Origin of the sequence: Microcoleus sp. T3_D1, from assembly GCF_036700405.1 — a bacterium.
In the GTDB taxonomy this organism is placed as follows: Bacteria; Cyanobacteriota; Cyanobacteriia; order Cyanobacteriales; family Microcoleaceae; genus Microcoleus.
In genome coordinates this window covers 90,704-110,641 of the sequence record NZ_JAUBOV010000017.1, presented here as the reverse complement: position 1 = coordinate 110,641, position 19,938 = coordinate 90,704, and the positions used below count along the sequence as shown (strand labels likewise).

General features: G+C 46.0%; 11 protein-coding genes. 2 read left to right on the top strand and 9 right to left on the bottom strand.

Annotation, left to right across the window (positions count from 1 at the left end):
• Positions 1-107 precede the first annotated feature (107 nt).
• A complete protein-coding gene (locus tag QT992_RS10520; protein WP_333315818.1) occupies positions 108-647 on the bottom strand; it encodes a DUF2231 domain-containing protein in 540 nt (179 codons plus the stop codon).
• 50 nt (positions 648-697) lie between these two features.
• Positions 698-976 (bottom strand): hypothetical protein, encoded by a 279-nt coding sequence (locus QT992_RS10515; protein ID WP_333315817.1) that lies wholly within the window; start codon positions 974-976, stop codon positions 698-700.
• A gap of 211 nt (positions 977-1,187) precedes the next feature.
• Between QT992_RS10515 and QT992_RS10510 the strand changes: the two genes are divergently transcribed.
• On the top strand, positions 1,188-2,360 hold the full coding sequence (locus QT992_RS10510; protein ID WP_333340525.1) for an FAD-binding oxidoreductase: 1,173 nt from the start codon (positions 1,188-1,190) through the stop codon (positions 2,358-2,360).
• Between the two features lie 265 nt (positions 2,361-2,625).
• On the opposite strand, the gene QT992_RS10505 is transcribed toward QT992_RS10510, so the two are convergent.
• The 7 genes from QT992_RS10505 to QT992_RS10475 all read right to left on the bottom strand — a co-directional run bounded on the left by QT992_RS10505 (position 2,626) and on the right by QT992_RS10475 (position 15,797).
• The gene (locus tag QT992_RS10505; protein WP_333340528.1) at positions 2,626-3,744 is read right to left on the bottom strand and encodes an ATP-binding protein; all 1,119 of its coding nucleotides are present in this window, start codon (positions 3,742-3,744) and stop codon (positions 2,626-2,628) included.
• A 4-nt stretch (positions 3,745-3,748) separates the two neighbouring features.
• Positions 3,749-7,456: a PAS domain S-box protein gene (locus QT992_RS10500; RefSeq protein ID WP_333340530.1), complete on the bottom strand. Its 3,708-nt coding sequence runs from the start codon at positions 7,454-7,456 to the stop codon at positions 3,749-3,751.
• Between the two features lie 90 nt (positions 7,457-7,546).
• Positions 7,547-10,333: an adenylate/guanylate cyclase domain-containing protein gene (locus QT992_RS10495; RefSeq protein ID WP_333340533.1), complete on the bottom strand. Its 2,787-nt coding sequence runs from the start codon at positions 10,331-10,333 to the stop codon at positions 7,547-7,549.
• A gap of 57 nt (positions 10,334-10,390) precedes the next feature.
• The gene (locus QT992_RS10490; protein WP_333340536.1) at positions 10,391-11,947 is read right to left on the bottom strand and encodes a PAS domain-containing sensor histidine kinase; all 1,557 of its coding nucleotides are present in this window, start codon (positions 11,945-11,947) and stop codon (positions 10,391-10,393) included.
• Positions 11,944-12,480 carry a Rab family GTPase gene (locus tag QT992_RS10485; protein WP_333376948.1) on the bottom strand — a complete coding sequence of 179 codons (537 nt, stop codon included), beginning with the start codon at positions 12,478-12,480 and terminating at the stop codon, positions 11,944-11,946. The genes QT992_RS10490 and QT992_RS10485 overlap by 4 nt, the downstream gene beginning before the upstream one ends.
• A 2-nt stretch (positions 12,481-12,482) precedes the next feature.
• Positions 12,483-15,182, bottom strand: a complete 2,700-nt coding sequence (locus QT992_RS10480; protein WP_333376946.1) for an OmpA family protein — start codon at positions 15,180-15,182, stop codon at positions 12,483-12,485.
• A gap of 6 nt (positions 15,183-15,188) precedes the next feature.
• The gene (locus QT992_RS10475; RefSeq protein ID WP_333315811.1) at positions 15,189-15,797 is read right to left on the bottom strand and encodes a hypothetical protein; all 609 of its coding nucleotides are present in this window, start codon (positions 15,795-15,797) and stop codon (positions 15,189-15,191) included.
• Positions 15,798-17,058: 1,261 nt separating this feature from the next.
• Here QT992_RS10475 and alaS point away from each other — a divergent pair.
• Positions 17,059-19,809 (top strand): alanine--tRNA ligase, encoded by a 2,751-nt coding sequence (gene alaS, locus QT992_RS10470; protein ID WP_333376943.1) that lies wholly within the window; start codon positions 17,059-17,061, stop codon positions 19,807-19,809.
• The last annotated feature ends 129 nt before the right edge of the window (positions 19,810-19,938 follow it).

Genomic DNA, 19,938 nt, shown 5'->3' with positions numbered 1-19,938 from the left:
AGCGTCCCCGCTCGCGTATTGTACAATACGCGAGCGGGGACGCTCGCACTGTAAATGCAAAACTGAGATGCTCCCGACTGAACTCCCTACTACAAATGGTCAGAAACCTACGAATTATGGCTGGTAGGGCCAATGACTCCGATTTTGTGGCGAAAACTTAGTTCGCCGCCGAACCAGCCTGTAACGCCCAGCAAGGTCGCAACGACGATCGATATTGCTAAACCTGTATAGACGATCGGCTCAGCCGGATTTTCTTGGCGCAACACCAGGTTAATCAGGGTAAGTACCATAACGGCTACATTGCCGCCCATGTGCAACCAACCGGCACTGCGATCGCGCACTCTTTTAACTTTGAAAAAATCTAAAAAGCCCGTGATAGCGGCCAAAATCCCCGCAGCAAAACCGACACCCATCAGCCAAAGCGAAGCTCTCGCCCAAAACGGATCGCTTGTCAGCCAATAACCGATGTCCGTGCCGGCGGCTCCTACTAAAAAGGCTACCGGAAAGATGACGATCACTGGGTGAAGCGGATGGCCTGCAACGGAAACTGTACTTGTAATGCCGGCATCGCGGTACTCGGCGTCGTCACTTTCGAGAATCGGCGGAAGATTGGGATAGGGCGTACTATTTCTGGGATTTGTTTCCATGATTTCTCTGATAACTTTTGTACAACAAAGCCGTTTTTATTGGATTGAACTTAATCCCAAACCCGCTCGCCATTTTCGTCAACGCGGGCCTGCCGAATTACGTCAGAAATTTCGTCGGCGTCTTTGACGTGGTGCAAAGCTTTCTTTTCCCCATCCGGTTCTTCGACGATCACATAAGTTGGAACTGTAACAACATCTCCCACGATGTCGGGTACGTGGTCTACCGCCAGTTGCTGCGCTTTTTCTTCAATGGTTTGCGGTTTGTCGGAAATACGATCGCCCGGATTGACAGTGCGCTCCATATCTCTGCCCGGTTTGTCGATACTCATAAAAACCTCTCTGGTATTTCTAATTTTTTGCTGACTCTAATTCCTACTATTGAACGAAAAATATCTCTAAGTAAACATCTCCCGACGGGTGGAAGTTTCAGTTAGGGCGATCGCAGGCAGCCTCTTCCTGTAGGTAGAGGTTTTTCGATTGGTGCCGAAAAAACGTAAGCTAAAATCTAAGCATGATATTTTCCTTCCCTTTGAGTTGCCCATGAAAAGTTACGATTGGATTGTTGTCGGCGGTGGCATTACGGGTGCGTCACTGAGTTACGAACTGGCAAAAAAAGGTTTTGCTGTGCTGCTTTTGGAACAAGATGCTACCATGCAAAATGCTACTCGTTTTAGTTATGGCGGCTTGGCTTATTGGTCGGGAACGACTGATTTAACTCGGCAATTGTGTCGGGAAGGTATCGAACGCCACCGCAATTTATCGGCCCAATTAGATGCTGATACTGAATTTCGCGAGTTGGATTTGTTGCTGACAATTGATGCGGGCTCCGATGCCGAAAAAGTGGCGGCTAATTACGCGCATTTTGCGATCGTTCCGCAGCTTTTGAGTGTTGCAGAAGCTGGCGAGTTGGAACCTTTGTTGAATAAAAGCGCGATCGCCGGAGCTCTGACTGTGCGTCACGGTCACATTTCGCCGACTGCCACAAATAAAGCTTATTGTCAAGGGTTTCTGCGGTTGGGAGGAACTATAAAATTTTCTGAAGTAATTGGGTTGATCGAAGAGGGAAATCGGATTTCGGGAGTCCAGACGGTACAGGAAAGTTATGCCTGCGAAAATACGGTTATTTGTGCTGGAGGTTGGAGTCGGAGTTTACTGAAAGCCGCTGGTGTTTCTGTGGGAGTTTATTTTACTCGCACCGAGATTTTGGAAACTGCACCTGTGGATTTGAAACTCAGGACTTTGGTGATGCCTGCGGTATTAAAACGTTTTGAATTGGAAGCAGAATCGAGTAGAAATGAGGTGGATTTTCTTTGGGATGAACCGGGTAAAGAGTTACAGCCGCCGATTTTAGATTCAGGTGCCATTCAGTTTAATGATGGCAGTTTGCGGATCGGGCAATTGTCGCGCACTTTGAGCGATTTGAATGCTAAAGTCGATCGCGAAACCAGCGAAACGGCAATTCGTGCAGGAATCGCCAAGGTTTTGCCTGATTTGGCAGGTTTACCTGCAACTTGGCACGAGTGTAGTGTGGCATTCAGCGCTGATAATTTGCCTGTAGTGGGGTCGATTGCCGATCGCCCTGGATTGAACGTTTTTTCGGGCCTCAGCAATCCTTTGACTATTGTACCTCCTTTGGCGGAGCGATTTGCTAATTGGGCGGGGGGAGAAGAAGATAGGGCGATCGAGCTTTTGTCTCCCGATCGATTTGCTTAAAAATGATATCATGTCCGGCCTGATTGAGACTTGTATGAATTTTGTAGGGGCGGGTTCACTAACAATAATTGCCTGTAATCTACAATCTCATAAACCCGCCCCCCCGATACTTTTATCTCCTCTCCGTTGAATTGTCCGCGATGAAATTCTGTCGCGTGGTGGGGGCGGGTTTATGTAGATTGTTAGTCTGGATGATAGATTGTTGGTGAAACCCGCCCCTACAAGTATTGTGCTTATTTTACCGGACATGACTACTGACTAATGACTAATGACTACTAACTAACAAAGGCAGCGTGACAATAAATGTAGTACCTTTGCCGATCGCACTTTCCACACTTATTGTACCGCCGTGCAGGTCAACTATGTGTTTGACAATGCACAGTCCCAAACCCGATCCTTTAATCTTGCCTACATTAGCACCCCGTTCAAACTGCTGAAATAGTTTTTCTTGATATTCCGCTGTCATCCCAATTCCCTCATCTCGAACGCACAAAATTATTTGTTGGTTTTCGCAGCTTAATTCTAAACTCACCTTGCCGCCGTTGGGAGAATATTTAATAGCGTTTGAAAGCAAATTAGTCAGGAGGTGGTGCAGTAGTTTTGCATCAAGATTGGCGTGAAGCGGATTTGTTTGGCTGCGGAAATGTACTAGGTGTTTATCGGTGACGATCGGTTGCAGTTCTTCTAAAATTGAATTGCATAAATCCGTCGCATTAATCTGATTTAAATTTAAGGATATTTTGCCGGATTCTGCTTTGCTAAGCATTAAAATATCTTCCAGCAGCCCACTCATATTACTGACGGCTTTTTTAATGCGATAGACATTTTTATTGGGACTTCCTGCGGTTCTAGGCAAGTCGCTATCTTCTAGCATTTCAGCCGATAACTGTATAGTAGTTAAAGGAGTGTTTAAATCGTGGTAAGCCATAGAAATAAAGCGCGATCTATTTTCGCTTTTTTCTGCTGCTAACGCCATTATTTTTTTCAGATTAACTGCTTCTTGATGTTTGCTCAGTGCTATCTTGATAGTGGCGTGCATTTCTCTTTCTTTAAAAGGTTTGAGCAGGTAGCCGTAAGAACCAGTATTTTCGGCTCGCTGCAAAGTTTCGTCGTCGGCATAGGCAGTTGTATAGATAATTGGTATATCTAATTCTTGATTAATTATTGCTGCTGTTTCTATGCCGTCAATGTCGCCTTTGATAACTATATCCATTAAAATTAAATCGGGTCTTAGTTCGCGGGCGCGCTGGATGGCATCCGCTCCTGAAGAAACGATATCGGCGATTTGATATCCCAATTTTTCTAATTTTGGGGATAAATTTTTAGCAATTAACAGTTCGTCTTCGACAATCAAAATATTAATTGCTTGTTCGGCAAAACTCATATATTTACAATCTTTGAAAGTAGTTTAATTCGTTAAATTTTAAGTGAAAGGATGTACCAAATTGTCTGGATATGTCGATGGTTCCTTCTAACTGCTCGGTTAAAGTGCAGACAACTTGAAAGCCCATCGACTGAGTTTTCCTAAAATCTAAGTTTTGAGGAAAGCCAATGCCGTTGTCCTTAACTAAGAGGTTGATTTCTCGATCGCCCGTTTGATAGCATTCTACACTAACTGTACCCGTTGTGCCATCAGGAAAAGCGTGTTTCAGGGTATTTGAAACCAATTCATTAGCAATTAAACCGCAGGGAGTAGCGGTTTCTAGATTTAGGGAAATGGGCTCAGCTAATACCTGCAACTGAATTCGGTTGTTGCTAATATTGTAAGAGTGAAACAAGTTACTTACCAAATCTTCGAGATATTCGCCAAAATTAATTTGCGCCAGGTTAGTCGAACGGTACAGTTTTTCGTGAATCAGAGCCATAGAATAAAGGCGATTCTGACTTTCTTCAAACATTTTGCTTACTTGCGGGTCGGCAACTGTGTTCGATTGCAATTCTAACAGACTGGCAACTACGCAGAGGTTGTTTTTGACGCGGTGGTGAATTTCTTTGAGCAAAATTTCTTTTTCTTTGAGGGAGTTTTTCAAATTTGCTTCTGCTTGTTTGCGATCGCTCAGTTCAGCTTGCAGTTGCTGGTAAAGTAGAGATTGCTGAATGGCGATCGCCAATTGATTTACCAACTGCTGAAATAAATTGATTTCCCATTCTTTCCAATCACGAGGGATCTCGCATTGGTGGGCTATCAGCAATCCCCAAAGTTGGCTGTGCTGAATAATCGGCACTACTAACTTTGCCCTAACTTGAATTTTTTTCATAAACTGGGTCACACAAGCTGTAATGCAGGGGTCATCCCGTTCGGAGATCGCAGAAATTCGCCCTTGCAAATAAAGCTGATAAATTTCAGCCGGAAAAGCCTCTTCGGCAAAACATCTATCCACGAGTTGGCTGCATCCTTCGGCCACGGCTTCAGCAATGACTCGGCCGCCGTTTTCGGGTAAAAGTTGATAAACCAAAACTCGATCGGCTAATAATACTTGCTGGAGTTCCGCAACCGTGGTGTTGAGAATTTCCTTTAATTGCAAAGACTGGCGGACACGACGGGCGATCGCCTCCACAAGCCGTTCTTGCTCGAACTGCTGCCCCCTAGCGAGTTCGGCGTATTTAGAATTGCTGATATCAGCGGCATAACCAATAATTTCGATCGGAATACCCCTGCTGTCAACCAATAGTTTTAGTTCCGTCCTTAGCCAGCGGTAAATTCCGTCTTGGTGTAGAAAACGGTACTCGCAAATGCAATTTTTCCCCTCGGATAAATCCGAAAAGTTTACTAGAAATTGTGACCGATCTTCAGGGTGAATCCTGCTAGACCAAAATTTAGAATCAGCTAACACTTCTTGCGGCTCGTAGCCAACGATTGTCTGAACGTTGTCGCTGATGTAAGTAGTACAAAAGTCCCCCGTCGGTGCGGCTGTAAAAATTACCGCAGGATTAGAACCCAGTAAAAATTGCAGCCGTTCTTTTAACTGCTGAAATTCTATTTCTGCCCGCTTACGATAACTGATATCTTCGATCGCCCCCATGCTGTAGAGAGGAATGCCCTCGCGGTCGCGGATCAGCGTCACCGTCAAGTTTGCCCACATCAGCTCGCCATTCTTCTTAATCAAGCGTTTTTCCCTTTGGAAGCGAGAAATATTGCCGCAGACCAACTGCTTCACTTGCTCCACATCTGCTTGTAAATCTTCTGGATGCGTGAGTTCACTAAAAGTCATGGTAGCCAACTCCGAATCGCTGTAGCCCAACATCTGGCGGTGAGCTTCATTCACTTTGATCGTGCGGTAGTCGCGCACGCTTGCCAAACCAAGCGCGATCGGAGCATCGTCAAATAAGTTGCGAAACTTTTCCTCGCTCTTTTGCAGTGCAGCTTCTGCGTGTTTGCGAGCGGTAATGTCTCTGGCGACCCACATCACCCGATCGAGATCCAGCGGCGAAATACTGGCATCAAACCAAAATAACTTGCAGCCAATTTCCATGCTGTATTCAATTCTGTGGGTTTCCCCAGATGCCAATGTTTGGCGAATGTGGCCGAGGGCAAAATTAGCTTCCGCTTCTGGGAAGATTTCGGCGAGGGTTTTGCCCAGCACTTCAGGAGCCGGTTTGTACAGCAGTTCGGGGGCCGTGGGGGCGATTTTGAGGTAGCGGCCGCTTGCGTCGAAAACCAGCACGATATCCGTCATGGCGTTAAACAGCGCCAGCAGTTCGGCTTCGGAGTTTTGGAGTTTTTCTTCGGTCAATTTGCGATCGGTAATGTCGGTGTCAGTGCCAGTCAGGCGCAAGGCCTTGCCAGAAGCCGATCGGATCGCGCTGCCGCGGGCAAGTATCCAGCAGGTGCTGCCGTCTTTACGCAGCATCCGGTGTTCTACTTCATAAATTTCTGTCAAACCTTCTAGATAAGCATTTACTGCGTCTTCGACGGCAACTCGATCGTCGGGATGAACGTGAGATGCCCAATTTTCCATGCGGTTGGGAATCTCTGCGTCTTGATAGCCCAACAAAGCTTTCAAAGAGGGAGCAATGTAGATTTCATCGGTTTCCAAATTCCAGTCCCAAACCCCCACTTTGCCTGCCGCTACTGCCATTTCGTACCATTGTGTCCGCTGCTGCACTCTGCGTTCTAACTCTGCATTGAGCTGCTGCAAAGCGATTTCTGCTTGTTTGCGATCCGTAACATCCCGGCCCGCAGCTTGATACTCGACGATTTGTCGGCTGTCGTTGAATATCGCCCGATCGATCCACTGCTGCCAGCGAATTTCCCCGCTTGGCAAAATTACTCGATGTTCGCAGGTAAAAATAGGGTTTTCGGGAGACACAGAAGTATATTGCTGTTGAAAAATTTCTCGGTCTGCTTCTGGCAGCAGGGACAGGAAGCATTTGCCGAGTAAGTCGAACTGCTGCAGGCCGAAATAACGGCAGTAAGCTTGATTGACAAAAGTTATTTTACCGTCTGGGAGGTAGCGGCAAATCAGTTCGGTTTGGTCTTCCACAATCGCCAGGTAGCGCGCCTCGCTCTGCCGCATGGCATTTTCGGCATTTTGGCGATCGCTGACTTTTTCTAGTTCGCAATTGCCCTCTAACAGTTGGCATTGTTCCTGGAGTTTTGCCACTTCTTGGTGCAGTGCCTCGATCCAGCTATACATTGCTGGGCGAATCCTTTTTTCGCTGACTAAGCCTACTGGCTGACCGCGTTCATCTACAATTGGCAAACAATCGATCGAGTATTGACAAAATAGCTTGAATGCGGTAGTAATATCGGTAAATTCTGATTCTTTTAAGACAATTAAATTCCGCGTCATTGCGTCGGCAACTTTCATGCCTTGCCATCCGTATTCGGAGGCGGCTAAGTTCAGCACATCTTCCGGGCTTAGCAGTCCGACTAGCTGATTTTCATCGACAACTAAGAGGCAACTAATCGATGCTTTTACCGTTTCGTTTGAGTCGGGAAATGCAGGTGAATTAGGCAGTGGGCAAGGGTCGATCGCCCGACGCATCAGGGCGATCGCATCCCCGATGGAAGTGGAGGGCGCAACCGTGGCAGGATGGCGATCGACAGATTCTAAAGGCGATCGTAAATTGGCCGACAAATTAGCAAGTTCCATTAGTCGTGGTCAAAAAGTATTGCTAATTAACTTTAGCAACACTTGTAGTCATCAGCCAGATGACTGATGACTGATGACTGATGACTTGCCTTATATTTGGCCAATGAGCAGATAAGTTTTCATTGCCCCTTTGCCTTTAACTTGAATAGTTCCCCGCTCCTGAAATACATATTTGTGTTCTAATAACTTATAAGTAGTTTCGCTGACTTGAATCCGCCAAGGCAAACCGTGAGATTCCATGCGGGAAGCAATATTTACTGTGTCGCCCCACAAATCGTAAATAAACTTTTTGATGCCAATTACTCCGGCAACAACCGGCCCGCTGTGAATGCCGATGCGGATGCTAAAATATTTATTATTCTTAGCATTAAATCGGGCTATTTCTGCTTGCATATCGAGGGCCATTTGGGCGATCGCCTCTGCGTGGTCTTGCCGGGGTTCAGGCAGCCCTCCAACCGCCATGTATGCGTCGCCGATGGTCTTGATTTTCTCTAGGCCGTGCCGTTCGCACAAAAGGTCGAATCCTGAGAAAATCTTATTGAGGAGATCCACGAGGTCGATCGGATTCATGACGGCAGACAAAGCAGTAAACCCCACAATGTCGGCGAACAAAACAGTCACTTCGGGAAAGTATTCGGCAATAGTAGTTTCGTTTTGCTTGAGGCGTTCTGCTATTGCCTTGGGCAAGATATTTAACAGCAGTTTTTCTGATTTTTCTTGTTCTTCTCGCAGGGCATCTTCTGCTTGCTTGCGTTCCGTTATGTCGTGGTAACTCCAGACTCTGCCGATAATTTTATCTCCCAGCCGCTGCGGTTCCGAATAGCGTTCAAAAAATCTGCCGTCTTGAAATTCCAACAAGTCGTAACTTTCGGCTTCTGGCTGCTCGTAAAGCGATTCTATTCTCTCTTGGAATGCTTGGGGGTCTTTGAGTTGGTTCAGCACAAAGGCGATCGTTGTGGCGTCGTCTCGCAGTGCCATCACTTCGTTAGGTATGCCCCACATTTCCACAAATTCTCGATTGAAAGTGACTATTTTTCCGCTCCTGTCAGTAGCTAAAATACCGTCAGCAGTAGAATCAAAAGTTGCTTGCAGCAGAGATATAGATTTTGCTAGGGCGTCTTCGGCCAGTTTTCTAGCAGTAATGTCTCGCAAAATAGCGCGAATCGCTACTAGCGAACCTTCCGCAAATTTACAGCTTATGCTGCCTTCCAGCAAAATTTGTTCGTGATATTTAGTAATAAATATTCCTTGAATTGAGTCGGGATACAAGGTATTTTCATTGACATTTTTTTTGGTAATAGCTTGATACAATATATCCAGAGACTCTGGGGAACTGTTGGGATGAATGATATCAAAAATAGTCATTTGAGCAATTTCTGCTTCGGTGTAGCCCAGAGTTTCCCGCCAAGCCCGATTTACATACAAAAAATGACCGTCAGCTCCAATACTTTGAATTAAGTCAGTAGCATTTTCAAATAAGTCTCGCAGTTGTTCTTCGCTTTCCCGCAAAGCTATTTCCGTTTGCTTGCGCTTGATAAATTGACCGATTTGGCTGCCGATTGTCGCCATTGTCTGGAGCAATTCTTCATCAAAACACTGCACTTCGCGGCTGAAAAAAGTCATCACCCCCAACACAGACTTGGCACAATTTTCAGGGTCGTAGTCGCCCACAATTGGGAAACCAAAAGCTCCGTGCAGTCCTTCTTCGCCCGCAAGTTCTCGGCGCAGACAACTGTCACTTTTTGTGACATCTGCAATCCACTGAGATGAACCGCTGGCCCAAACGAAACCCGGTAATCCTTCGCCCAACGCACAAGTCATTTGTTTGGTAAATTCGGCAAATTTGGGGATAGAAACGGAGCGTTTTGTCCAACTGGCGACGCACCGAAGCAAATTGGGATCGGAAACCGCAGTTATTCTCTTAGTTTCTGACAGCAGTTTTTCCCCGGATTCTGGCATCCAAAGTTCGACAGTATCCCATCCCAAGCTGTCGCAAATTACCGGGAGAATTGCTGCTATAGCTTTTTTGATTGTTTCGGATGCCGACAGGATGCGAGTGGTGACGTACTGAGTTATTTGTCGCTGGCGGGCCCGCTGTCTATCTGTGACATCGCGGCCGATGTACACGAAATCTTGAACGGCGGGCCAAGAGCCAGAAATGCCTTTAATGTCAGTCGAAATCGCCGTACAGGAAAACGAAACTGTGAGCTTTTCTCCGGTTTTTGCCCGGCAAATTACTTCGGCGTGAGTTTGAGATTGTTGAGGCTCCTCTTGGCTGACTGCTTGCAAAGAGGAGCCAAAAGCAGCAAGAACGTCTATTTGCTGCCCTACTAATTCTGATTCGCTGTAACCGAACAAATCTTGAGCCGCTTGATTGACTTTTTTAATTTTTCCCGAGGCTGTTGTTACCAACAAAACTTCCGCCATTGAACTAATAATTTTTTCAACATAATTATTAGTAGCCGCTAAGGTACTCAATAAAATATCCATTTCATTGGTAGCTTGCACTAGAGTTTGTTCTAAAGCCATCCTGTCGCTTACGTCTTGAAAAAATATAATTAATCTCTGATAAGTCTCGTCATTGGTGAACTGCACGATATACATATCAAAATAAAGCCGCGAACCATTTTCTAATAGTCGCGTCATCGCTTTTAATTCAAAATTTGGCAAACGTTTTTCAAAAATATCGATTAAAATTTCTTCAGTTCCCACCAATTCTGGAAAGGGAATGCGAACATCGTTGCCGGCGACTACTTCGTCGGGAGAGTCGGCAAACCGCTGCACTTGCAGAGAGATTTCTTGGATTAAAAAGTCTTGATCCAGTGCTAGGTACTCCAAGTGGTGGGGAACTAACAGTTTTTTTAACAAGGTTTTCATGTGAGATTCTTAGTAGTGAATGCGCCCTGTGTATCGAATTATCGAAAATCAATCTATTTATCTCTGTTTCTCAAAGGGAATTCTGACTATAAAGGTAGTGCCTAACCCTGTCTCGCTGGAAAATTCGATTTGACCTCCGTGCAAGTCTACACACTGCTTGACTATGGATAAACCCAGTCCTGTACCGGGTATTTTTCCGACATTTTTGGCTCGATAATAAGATTCAAACAGTTGTTCTTGGTCTTCGAGAGCAATGCCAATGCCTGCGTCTTTAATTTTAAATATAGCTTCTTCATTATTCTGACAATTTAATTCCAAATAAATATGGCTGTCGAGGGGCGAATATTTGACAGCATTTGACAGCAAATTTGTCAAAATGTGCCGCAGCAATTTTGGATCTAGTGCGGGCAACTGTTGCGTTTCCTGCGAGTCCCTATCATCTTTTGGCGCGGGGGCAACTAATTCTTGATAAATAAAGTTAATTGTATGATTTTTTCCATAACTAATTTTAATTGATTCTACTAACTCGCTGCAAAATTTTTTTAAGTCAACTGGTGCGGGATAGAATTCGAGTTTTCCGGCTTCGGCGCTGCTGAGCAACCGCACGTCATCTAATAGCTGAGCCATTTGTTGAGATGCTGATTTAACGTGTTGCAGGTATTGTTCTTTTTCCGCGTGCGTGATTTCGTCGCCGTAGTCTTGGAGGATTTTAGTAGCAAATAATACTGTACTTAAAGGATTGCCGAATTCGTGAGCAATCATCGAGAAAAAACGAGATTTTACCTGTCTGAGTTCTTGCTCTTTTGCCAAAGAGCGGCGAATTTCTATTTCCTGTTGTTTGCGTTCTGTGATGTCCCTGCCTATATAAATGAAATCGTAAAGTCCCTCTAATTCTGTCTGAATTGCCGAACAGGAAAATTCTACCCAAATTTCTTCTCCGGCTTTAGTAGTGCAGACTATTTCTAGTTCTCTCCGCAGCTCTTTATGAGACAAAATATAGCGGTGGCGCGCTTGGTAAAGTAATGTTTCTTCGACTAATATTAAAGACAGGGGCTGGCCGATCAATTCTGCTTCGCTATACCCAAATAACCATTGGGCCGCTTGATTGATTGTTTTGATAGTTCCTAATGTTGTTGTGACCAACAAAGCATCGCCCATCGAACGAATAACTTTATCTATATAATCTTTAGAAGCGGCTAAGGCACTAACCAACAGATTAGCTTCATTCGCCCTCTGAATCAAGGATTGCTTCATTACCATCTTTTCGGTGGTATCTTCAATCAAAATTAGCAATTTACTTGGCACATATTCTTGTTCTTCTTCATATTTGATAGCCAACATATCAAAGTATAAAGGGCGGTTCGGGTCGGCAAACCGAGCGATACCTTTGACTTCAAAACCAGGCAGCCGTCCCATAATGATAGACATGAGGATATTTTCAATGCCAATCAGTTCGGGAAAACTCAGGCGAGCATCTGCACCTGGTATCGCGTCGCCCGGAGTATCGGCATAATGCTGCACTTGGGCGGAGGTTTCCTGAATGATGAAATGGTGATTTACTAGAAAATACTGTGTTTGTCGCGGGCCTAACAGCTTTCTTAACAGGGGGTTCATACTTTTTCTACCATTGTGTATGCTAGTTTGTAGAAAATTTCGTCAACGTCTTTGCCTGTTTTAGCAGATGTCGTGCAAACTGCTATTACTTTGTCTTGACCTATGGAATGGGACATTTCCACTAGCAGCGCCAATTTTTCCTCGTCAATCAAGTCTACTTTGTTCAAAGCGATGATAATTGACCCTTTAGGATTGACTGAAGAATAAAGCTGAATGTGTTCGGAGATTCGCTCAACTGTTTCGGTTCGGCTGACATCGGCAACGATTAAAACGCCGCTAGCTCCCTGCAAGTAAGTCGGTGCTATTCCTTTGAATTTTGTATGCCCTTCTAAGTCCCAAATTAGCAACTGTGCAGTCACGTTTTCCCGCTCTTTTACGCCTTCTAATTCTACGTTCTTGCGGGAAATTTTTACTCCCACGGTGGAGAGGTATTGGTCGGTGAATTGCCGATCGACAAAACGGCGGATCAGGCTGGTTTTGCCCACGCCAAAATCGCCGATCATACACATTTTTTTAGCTATAGTAACTGACATGATTATTTACTGTTTATGGTGTTAGTTAGTGGTTCAAATACCACGCATCTGCTTAAAAGTCGCGGTTGATTGGGTTCCACGTCGGCAGGAGGATGGGGGATGCCGATTGTTTGGAGGCGCTTCGGGTTAGCACCCTGCCGCACTAAAGCATCTCGCACTGCTGCTGCACGCCTCAGCGACAACTGTTGATTTGTAGCAAGTTCCCCAGTTCGATCGCTGTGCCCAATTATCTTAATCTGTTTTTGAGGATATTGATCCATGAAATTTTTGACACTGGCGATCATTTCTCCGTATGTAGAGTCTAATGTTGCCGTTCCTTGCTGGAAGTAGATGCGGGTTGTAATTTTCAGCGGATCTAATTTAACTGTGCTAATCACCGATTGAACACCGGGTATTTGTTTCAGGGACTGAGCTATTTTCTGTCCGTCTGCACCGTCTCTAACGGTACCCTCTACAGTCACTTTACGATCGCCATACCGCGTAGAAATAGAAACGCCCTCTTTCTGATTCAAAACAGCGGTAATCCGCTGCACCTCTGCCGCCGTCAAAACTGGATCTGGGGGGACATCTACAGCTAGAATTCTATTATCTAATTGCAATTTCGGTGCAGTTGATGCGGCTATTTTTTCGGCTTGTGTCCGCAATTCTTGATTGGGCAACTTTCCGGTTAGCTTTAAAGTTTTGCCCTCAACTGCAACATCTAAGCGGTAAACTGCTAATTCGGGAGTGGATGCTAAAGCTGCGACGGCATTTGCTTCGAGGCGACGCTCAACGCTGCTGCGATACTGATAAATTCCCCAAGGTACTAAGATTAAGCTCAAGGCGGCTAAACCGATCGCGGCTAGGGCGATCGGGGGTTTTGTTGATTTTTCCCTTTGCAGCGGGTCGAATAAACTTTTTATGTACGGGTGCAGGGACTCAGGTATAGTACCGGGATCGCCGTTAAACTCGTGAATTACTTTAGCATAATTAAGGATGAGATTAGTAACGGTTTGTCGCAGTTTGTTGATGAACAAGTTTGGCGGTTCTCCTTTGATCACGACTGCCATGTAGCAATATCCCGCTACTTCTAGCATAATTTTTGAGTCGCCGTATTCAATTTGATTGAGTTCGGAAACTTCTCCGGGCTGCACGATGCACTCGTTAACAAAGCTGCGAATAGCTGTGAGCATTCCTGCTACCATTTCTGATTCTAACTGGTAGCTTTCTGAGTTTTGAACTTCGGAAATAACCAAGCCTGATGCTTTGTGAATTAAGAATGCTGCTTGGATGGTAAAGGGTACTGATTCTCTGAGGATTAATTCGGCTTCGGAGACTCCTTGTACTTTGGAGCGAATTTTGCGCTGAACTCCTTCGACGCTGAGGGCATTTGACACTTTTTCATTGATTGTCTTGATAGCTTCTGCCATGTATCGGGAAATAGTATTGCCAATTACGGGATAGAGGGCATCCACCATTGCGTCGCGTTCAAGTTCAATTTGGGCTGTAATCGCTTTGCCCATTTCCGGGGCGAGGGCTTGAGCGATCGACTCTTGGTCGAGGCGAATTTGCTCTTTAATTGCCAGACCGATTTCTGGGGCGATCGCCTTAGCAATATCCGCTGGCGAATTCACTATTTGTTGAGCAAGTGCGTCGGGAAGTAACTCAGCTATTGCCGCACTCATTGCCGACTTGTTTTCCTGAGTTTTTGCCCTAATCACTTCGTCAATAATGGGCACGATCGCCTTAACAACTTCTTCTCTGGAATCGGCCACTTTGCGGCTGAGAATTTCTGCGATCCAAGGCAACATCAACTCAATCAACTCTTGGGGCTCGTAGATTTGGTGTTCCAATTTTCCTAATTTATCGTCGATTGTTGCCATCAGGTGGCGCACCCCCGGCAAGTCGTTTTCTGCCAGAAGATTTTTGACTTGTTCGATATCCGAGATTTTTGAGCCGAAAATCAGATTTTGCAGCGTTTCCATCGCGCTGTCGGCTTCATTTAAATCCTGTTTAATTTGGCCTAATATTTCTGCTGGCGGTTCTAGTAAGTTAGGGCTTTCTAGAGTCGAAGCCACTGCAGTATCTAAATATCCCGTTTCTGGTGGATCTGAGACTGTGGAAACTATGGGATTATGGGGAATTTCCGAGGGTTTTGACTCGGTTTCGGGAGGGGAAACATCCTGTAAATGCCGATCGAACTTGTGGGATTTTTGAGCCTGTACGTACTGTAGAGAATCTTTCATTGTCAAGTTAGACAATTCTTCGACAGGCTGTGATTCCTCCTCCAAATCCGGCTGGGCGATCGCGGAAACATCTATAGTTTTAGCTGAGGAATAGTCTTTTTCCAGTTCTGAAGTGTTGAGTTTGTGAGTAGCAAATAGCAAACTTTTGAACTCGTCTGCAACAGGTGGGGAATCGCCAGACTCCGGTTGGCGAGATCCAGTTTCGGGTACACTCGCTGCAAATTCCTCTGGCGCTTGCTCAGAAATACCTAACAAATCCATCAACCCGCCGAGGGCCCCAGCTTGATTATTTTCGCCACTGCTGTGATCTTCGGGCTCTGCATTTTGCTGGTTGGAACCCGCAAAAATTTTGAGATCGACTAACAGATTCAGCAAGGGTTCTAGCTGGGTTGCCGCATCGGCAGGAGACTCGTCAGGTTCAGAAACAAAACCCTCTAACTCATTTTCGTCAGCCGGATTTTCTTTCGGTAAAGCCATGCGTTATTATCCGTGATGGTGGCGCTCCGGCAACAGAAATTCGGTATTTGACTTATTATCCGCAACGCCTTTAAGTTCGGGTACAAATTCTGTTCCTTTGAGCCTCATGCCGAGTTCAAACAGAATTTCTGCCATGTCGTCTCTGGAAACTTTAACATCTCTGAGCATAGAAAAGCGACGATCGAGTTCTTCAAAAACCTGTGTTTTCAAAGTGCGGCTTTCTTCAGATAGTCGATCTCTGGTTTGGGAGAGTTCGTCGCGAAGCGAACTGGTTTGATTGTCTATAGCCTCGTCGAGGGCTTCCATGCTGCTGGAGAATTTGCGGTTAATGCGATCGACTTGCTGACGGATATCTGCGCTTTCTTCTTGGGTGTTTGAGGTGAGCGATTTAACTTTCTTTTCTAACGAATCAACTGCAGCCCTCATTTCTCCTGAAAGAACTGTTCTTACTTGTTCGATGCGAGTTTGCATATCTTGCTGCATCATCGACAAGTCGGAATCTATTTTATCGAAGCGATTGTCGTATTCTCTAAGCTGCGCTCCAAAAATGATATCCCGGATCTGGTCGATATTTCCCAGCCGTTCGCGCATTTCTTCTTTAGTTATTTCGGCCATACTTGCACCTGGAATCTCCGGAAATTGTGAGTTTAAGAACTGTGCTAGTGATTTACTACTTGTTGGCGGCACTAGCTTTTTTGAGTGGGCGGGCTTTTATTTTTTTGAACTCTCACCCCTGCGTCGGGGATGGGATTTTTTAGAGTTTTGACTCTAAATATCCTGAGATTCAAATTTTTGAGCCTGGGCTTGTCACCAAAAATGGCGGTTGGCTATCCTTGGCTGGCAGCAGGCTAATAGAAGCGTAGATTTTGCTGCTATACAGCACAGCGCGGGGTAGGTTTTAAGGTCTTGAGTGACATCCTCAATGATATCCCATCTTGACAGTGCCTCATACCACAGCGCTGGAGTCCCGGCAAAAAGCGGGCGGGCTTGCTCCACGTCCCATTATATATAATATATAACTCAAAAGCTGCACAGATCGCTCGCCGATCGGCTCCGAGGGATGCTGCCTTTGACCAGAAAGCACTTAGGATCGCGAATTAAATAATTTACACAAGTTTTTGGGGGGTAGGGGTTGGGCTTATAGCCCGCCCTTTCTGGACGGGCGGGACGCCCATCCCACAAGAACCATCACGCATTGTAAGTTATTTAATTCTCATTCCTTATAAAGTCGAACTCGGCCGAGCTCTCCCCCTCGAATCCTCGAATCCTGCGATCGCCCTATAAAAATTCATAGGGCCCGATCGACAGCGACCAGACCCAATAATATGAGAACTTTGTTTTTTCTAACAAACGAGATGTGTTTCCGATTGAGAACTGTGACTTACTAGGGTTTACAACTTGTGCAGCTTTACTTTTAATCCGCTACCACAATAAGTCTGACTCGACTGCGGTTTGGCTTGACTGCGCGATCGGCAGTTCGCCACTATTCCAAGTTGTGTTCGGTTAATTTCTGCTGCGCCTGGGAATCTAGACCGGAGACACCATGTCTATATCCTCGAACTTTCTTTCTAAATATAGCGACCTCCTTTCTCTTCCTGTCCCGGTGTCTATTATTAAGTTAGCATGGCCTTTCCCAGGAGTAAAGCACTATTTGCAAAACTTGATAGGTCTTTACATTACTAAGTATAATGATATGAATATCCAAATAGATGTAAGTTAGCACTCACGCACTCCGAACAAAGAAATCGGGTTTTTTCACCGAGATTGAGGATTTTAAGCAAGTATTTTGGTTGAAAAACCCGGTTTCTGGACACCCGTGCAAAAGTCCTATAAATTCTATTGTTGCTACATCTTTACATTCTTAACAGTTCTTGTCATGACTATTTCTCCTAAGTTTCTCAGTGGCAGCCAAATCCGCCAAACCTTCCTCGACTTTTATGCTCAGCGGGGACATAAGATATTGCCGAGTGCTTCTTTGGTTCCCGAAGATCCGACTGTGTTGCTGACGATCGCCGGAATGTTACAATTCAAGCCGATATTTCTCGGACAGCGCACGCCCGAATCACCGCGCGCCACGACTTCTCAAAAGTGCATCCGCACCAACGACATCGAAAACGTCGGCCGCACCGCCCGCCACCACACGTTTTTTGAGATGTTGGGTAATTTCAGTTTCGGGGATTATTTCAAGAAACAGGCCATTGCTTGGGCTTGGGAACTTTCCACGGAAGTTTTCGGTTTACCGGCGTCGAATTTGGTTGTTAGCGTTTTCCGAGAAGATGACGAAGCTTTTGCGATTTGGCGCGATGAAATTGGCATTCCGGGCGATCGGATTCAGCGCATGGGAGAAGATGACAATTTCTGGCAATCCGGCCCGACTGGCCCCTGCGGCCCCTGTTCGGAGATTTACTATGATTTTCACCCAGAGAGAGGCGACAATATTGACCTCGAAGATGATACCAGGTTTATCGAATTCTACAACCTGGTTTTCATGCAGTACAATAAAGATGCAGAGGGCAATTTAACCCCGCTGCAAAATCAAAATATTGATACTGGCATGGGACTGGAACGGATGGCGCAAATCCTCCAGAAAGTCCCCAATAATTACGAAACAGATTTGATTTTTCCGATCGTTCAATCGGCGGCGGAACTTGCCGGAATTGATTACCACAATAGCGATGAAAAAGTCAAGGTTTCGCTGAAAGTAATTGGCGACCATATTCGGGCTGTGGTGCACATGATTGCGGACGAAATTCGCGCGTCGAATGTTGGTCGGGGTTACATTTTGCGCCGGTTGATTCGCCGGGTGGTGCGCCACGGGCGACTGATTGGAATTCAGGGCGAATTTACGGTGCGGGTGGCTGAAAGTGCGATCGCCCTTTCGGAAGCTGCTTATCCGAATGTGCGGCGGCGGGAAGCTCAAATTAAGGCGGAATTGGCAAGGGAAGAGGCGCAGTTTCTCAAGACTTTGGAACGCGGAGAGAAGCTGCTGGAGGAAATTCTCAAAAAAGCTCTTGTGGAACAGGCATCTTGCCTGTTGCTTTCTCAGGGCGGGCAAGATGCCCAACCCCTACTCCCCACAGCAGAGATTTCTGGGTCTCAGGGCGGGCAAGATGCCCAACCCACAGCAGAGATTTCTGGTCAAGATGCTTTCACTCTTTACGATACCTACGGTTTCCCCTTAGAACTGACTCAAGAAATTGCTGAGGAACAGGGAATTACTGTGGATTTGGACGGCTTTGAAGCGGCGATGAAGGAACAGCAAAGTCGCGCTAAAGATGCTCGCCAAACAATCGATTTGACGGTGCAGGGTTCTTTGGATAAGTTGGCTGAAACAATCCAAGGAACTGAGTTTGTCGGTTATGCTGAATTGTCTAGTTTAGCTGAGGTAGAAGTTATCTTGGTTGACGGCAAATATGTGGAGGAAGCAGCGGCGGGAACAGAGGTACAAGTTGTTTTGAACCAAACGCCGTTTTATGCTGAATCCGGCGGACAAATTGGGGATAAAGGTTATTTGAAAAGCGGAGATAATGGTGATGGTTTGTTAGTAAGAGTTGATGATGTGAAGAAGGAATCGGATTTCTTCGTGCATTTCGGCTTGGTGGAACGGGGAACGCTGAGAGTTGGCGATAGTATTACGGCGAAAATTGACAACAGCAGCCGCCGCCGAATTCAGGCTAACCACACAGCAACTCACTTATTACAATCAGCTTTGCGGAAAATTGTGGACGATTCGATTTCGCAAGCTGGTTCGCTGGTATCGTCTGAGAGATTGCGGTTTGATTTCAATTCTCCGCGCGCTGTCACAGCAGAAGAGTTGCAGAAAATTGAGGATTTAGTTAATAGTTGGATTGCTGAGGCGCACGCTGCTGAGGTTGCAGAAATGCCGATCGCCCTTGCGAGAGAAAAAGGCGCGACTGCGATGTTTGGCGAGAAGTACGGCGATGTGGTGCGGGTTATCGATTTTCCCGGCGTTTCGATGGAATTGTGCGGCGGAACTCACGTCAGCAATACCGCAGAAATCGGGCTGTTTAAGATTGTTTCCGAAGCGGGGGTAGCGGCGGGAACTCGCAGGATTGAAGCGGTTTCCGGTCAAGCTGTTTTAGACTATTTGAACGTGCGGGATAAGGTGGTGCGCGATTTGGGCGATCGATTTAAGGCGAAGCCTGAAGAATTGCCGAACCGGATTACTAATTTGCAGAATGAGTTGAAGGATACTCAGAAACATTTGGCTGCTGTGAAGTCGGAATTGGCGATCGCGAAATCCGACCAGTTGCTGAGTGCGGCTGAGGATCTCGGCGAATTCAAAATCATTGTAGCTCAATTGGGTGATGTGGATACAGAAGCGCTGAAAACTGCGGCGGAAAGATTGCAGCAAAAATTAGGAAATGCTGCGGTTGTTTTGGCATCAATTCCTGAACCGGATAAGGTAAGTTTGGTTGCAGCTTTTAGTCCTGAAGTCAATAAGAAAGGATTGCAAGCTGGCAAGTTTATCGGGGGAATTGCTCAAATTTGCGGCGGAAAAGGCGGCGGGCGGCCGAATTTGGCGCAAGCTGGGGGACGCGATGCAAGTAAGTTGCAGGAAGCGTTGGAAAGTGCTCGCAATTTGTTAGTTGAAGGGTTGGGGTAATTACCGTAGGGGCGGGTTCACCAACCATAATTGCCAATAATCGACAATCTGATAAACCCGCCCCCACCCAACCATAAATCACCATGTACATGATGCTTGTAGGGGCGGGTTCACCAACCATAATTGCCA

Coding starts and splice junctions, on each gene's coding strand:
- QT992_RS10520 (WP_333315818.1), bottom strand. CDS start 647: ATGGAAACAAATCCCAGAAATAGTACGCCCTATCCCAATCTTCCGCCG.
- QT992_RS10515 (WP_333315817.1), bottom strand. CDS start 976: ATGAGTATCGACAAACCGGGCAGAGATATGGAGCGCACTGTCAATCCG.
- QT992_RS10510 (WP_333340525.1), top strand. CDS start 1,188: ATGAAAAGTTACGATTGGATTGTTGTCGGCGGTGGCATTACGGGTGCG.
- QT992_RS10505 (WP_333340528.1), bottom strand. CDS start 3,744: ATGAGTTTTGCCGAACAAGCAATTAATATTTTGATTGTCGAAGACGAA.
- QT992_RS10500 (WP_333340530.1), bottom strand. CDS start 7,456: ATGGAACTTGCTAATTTGTCGGCCAATTTACGATCGCCTTTAGAATCT.
- QT992_RS10495 (WP_333340533.1), bottom strand. CDS start 10,333: ATGAAAACCTTGTTAAAAAAACTGTTAGTTCCCCACCACTTGGAGTAC.
- QT992_RS10490 (WP_333340536.1), bottom strand. CDS start 11,947: ATGAACCCCCTGTTAAGAAAGCTGTTAGGCCCGCGACAAACACAGTAT.
- QT992_RS10485 (WP_333376948.1), bottom strand. CDS start 12,480: ATGTCAGTTACTATAGCTAAAAAAATGTGTATGATCGGCGATTTTGGC.
- QT992_RS10480 (WP_333376946.1), bottom strand. CDS start 15,182: ATGGCTTTACCGAAAGAAAATCCGGCTGACGAAAATGAGTTAGAGGGT.
- QT992_RS10475 (WP_333315811.1), bottom strand. CDS start 15,797: ATGGCCGAAATAACTAAAGAAGAAATGCGCGAACGGCTGGGAAATATC.
- alaS (WP_333376943.1), top strand. CDS start 17,059: ATGACTATTTCTCCTAAGTTTCTCAGTGGCAGCCAAATCCGCCAAACC.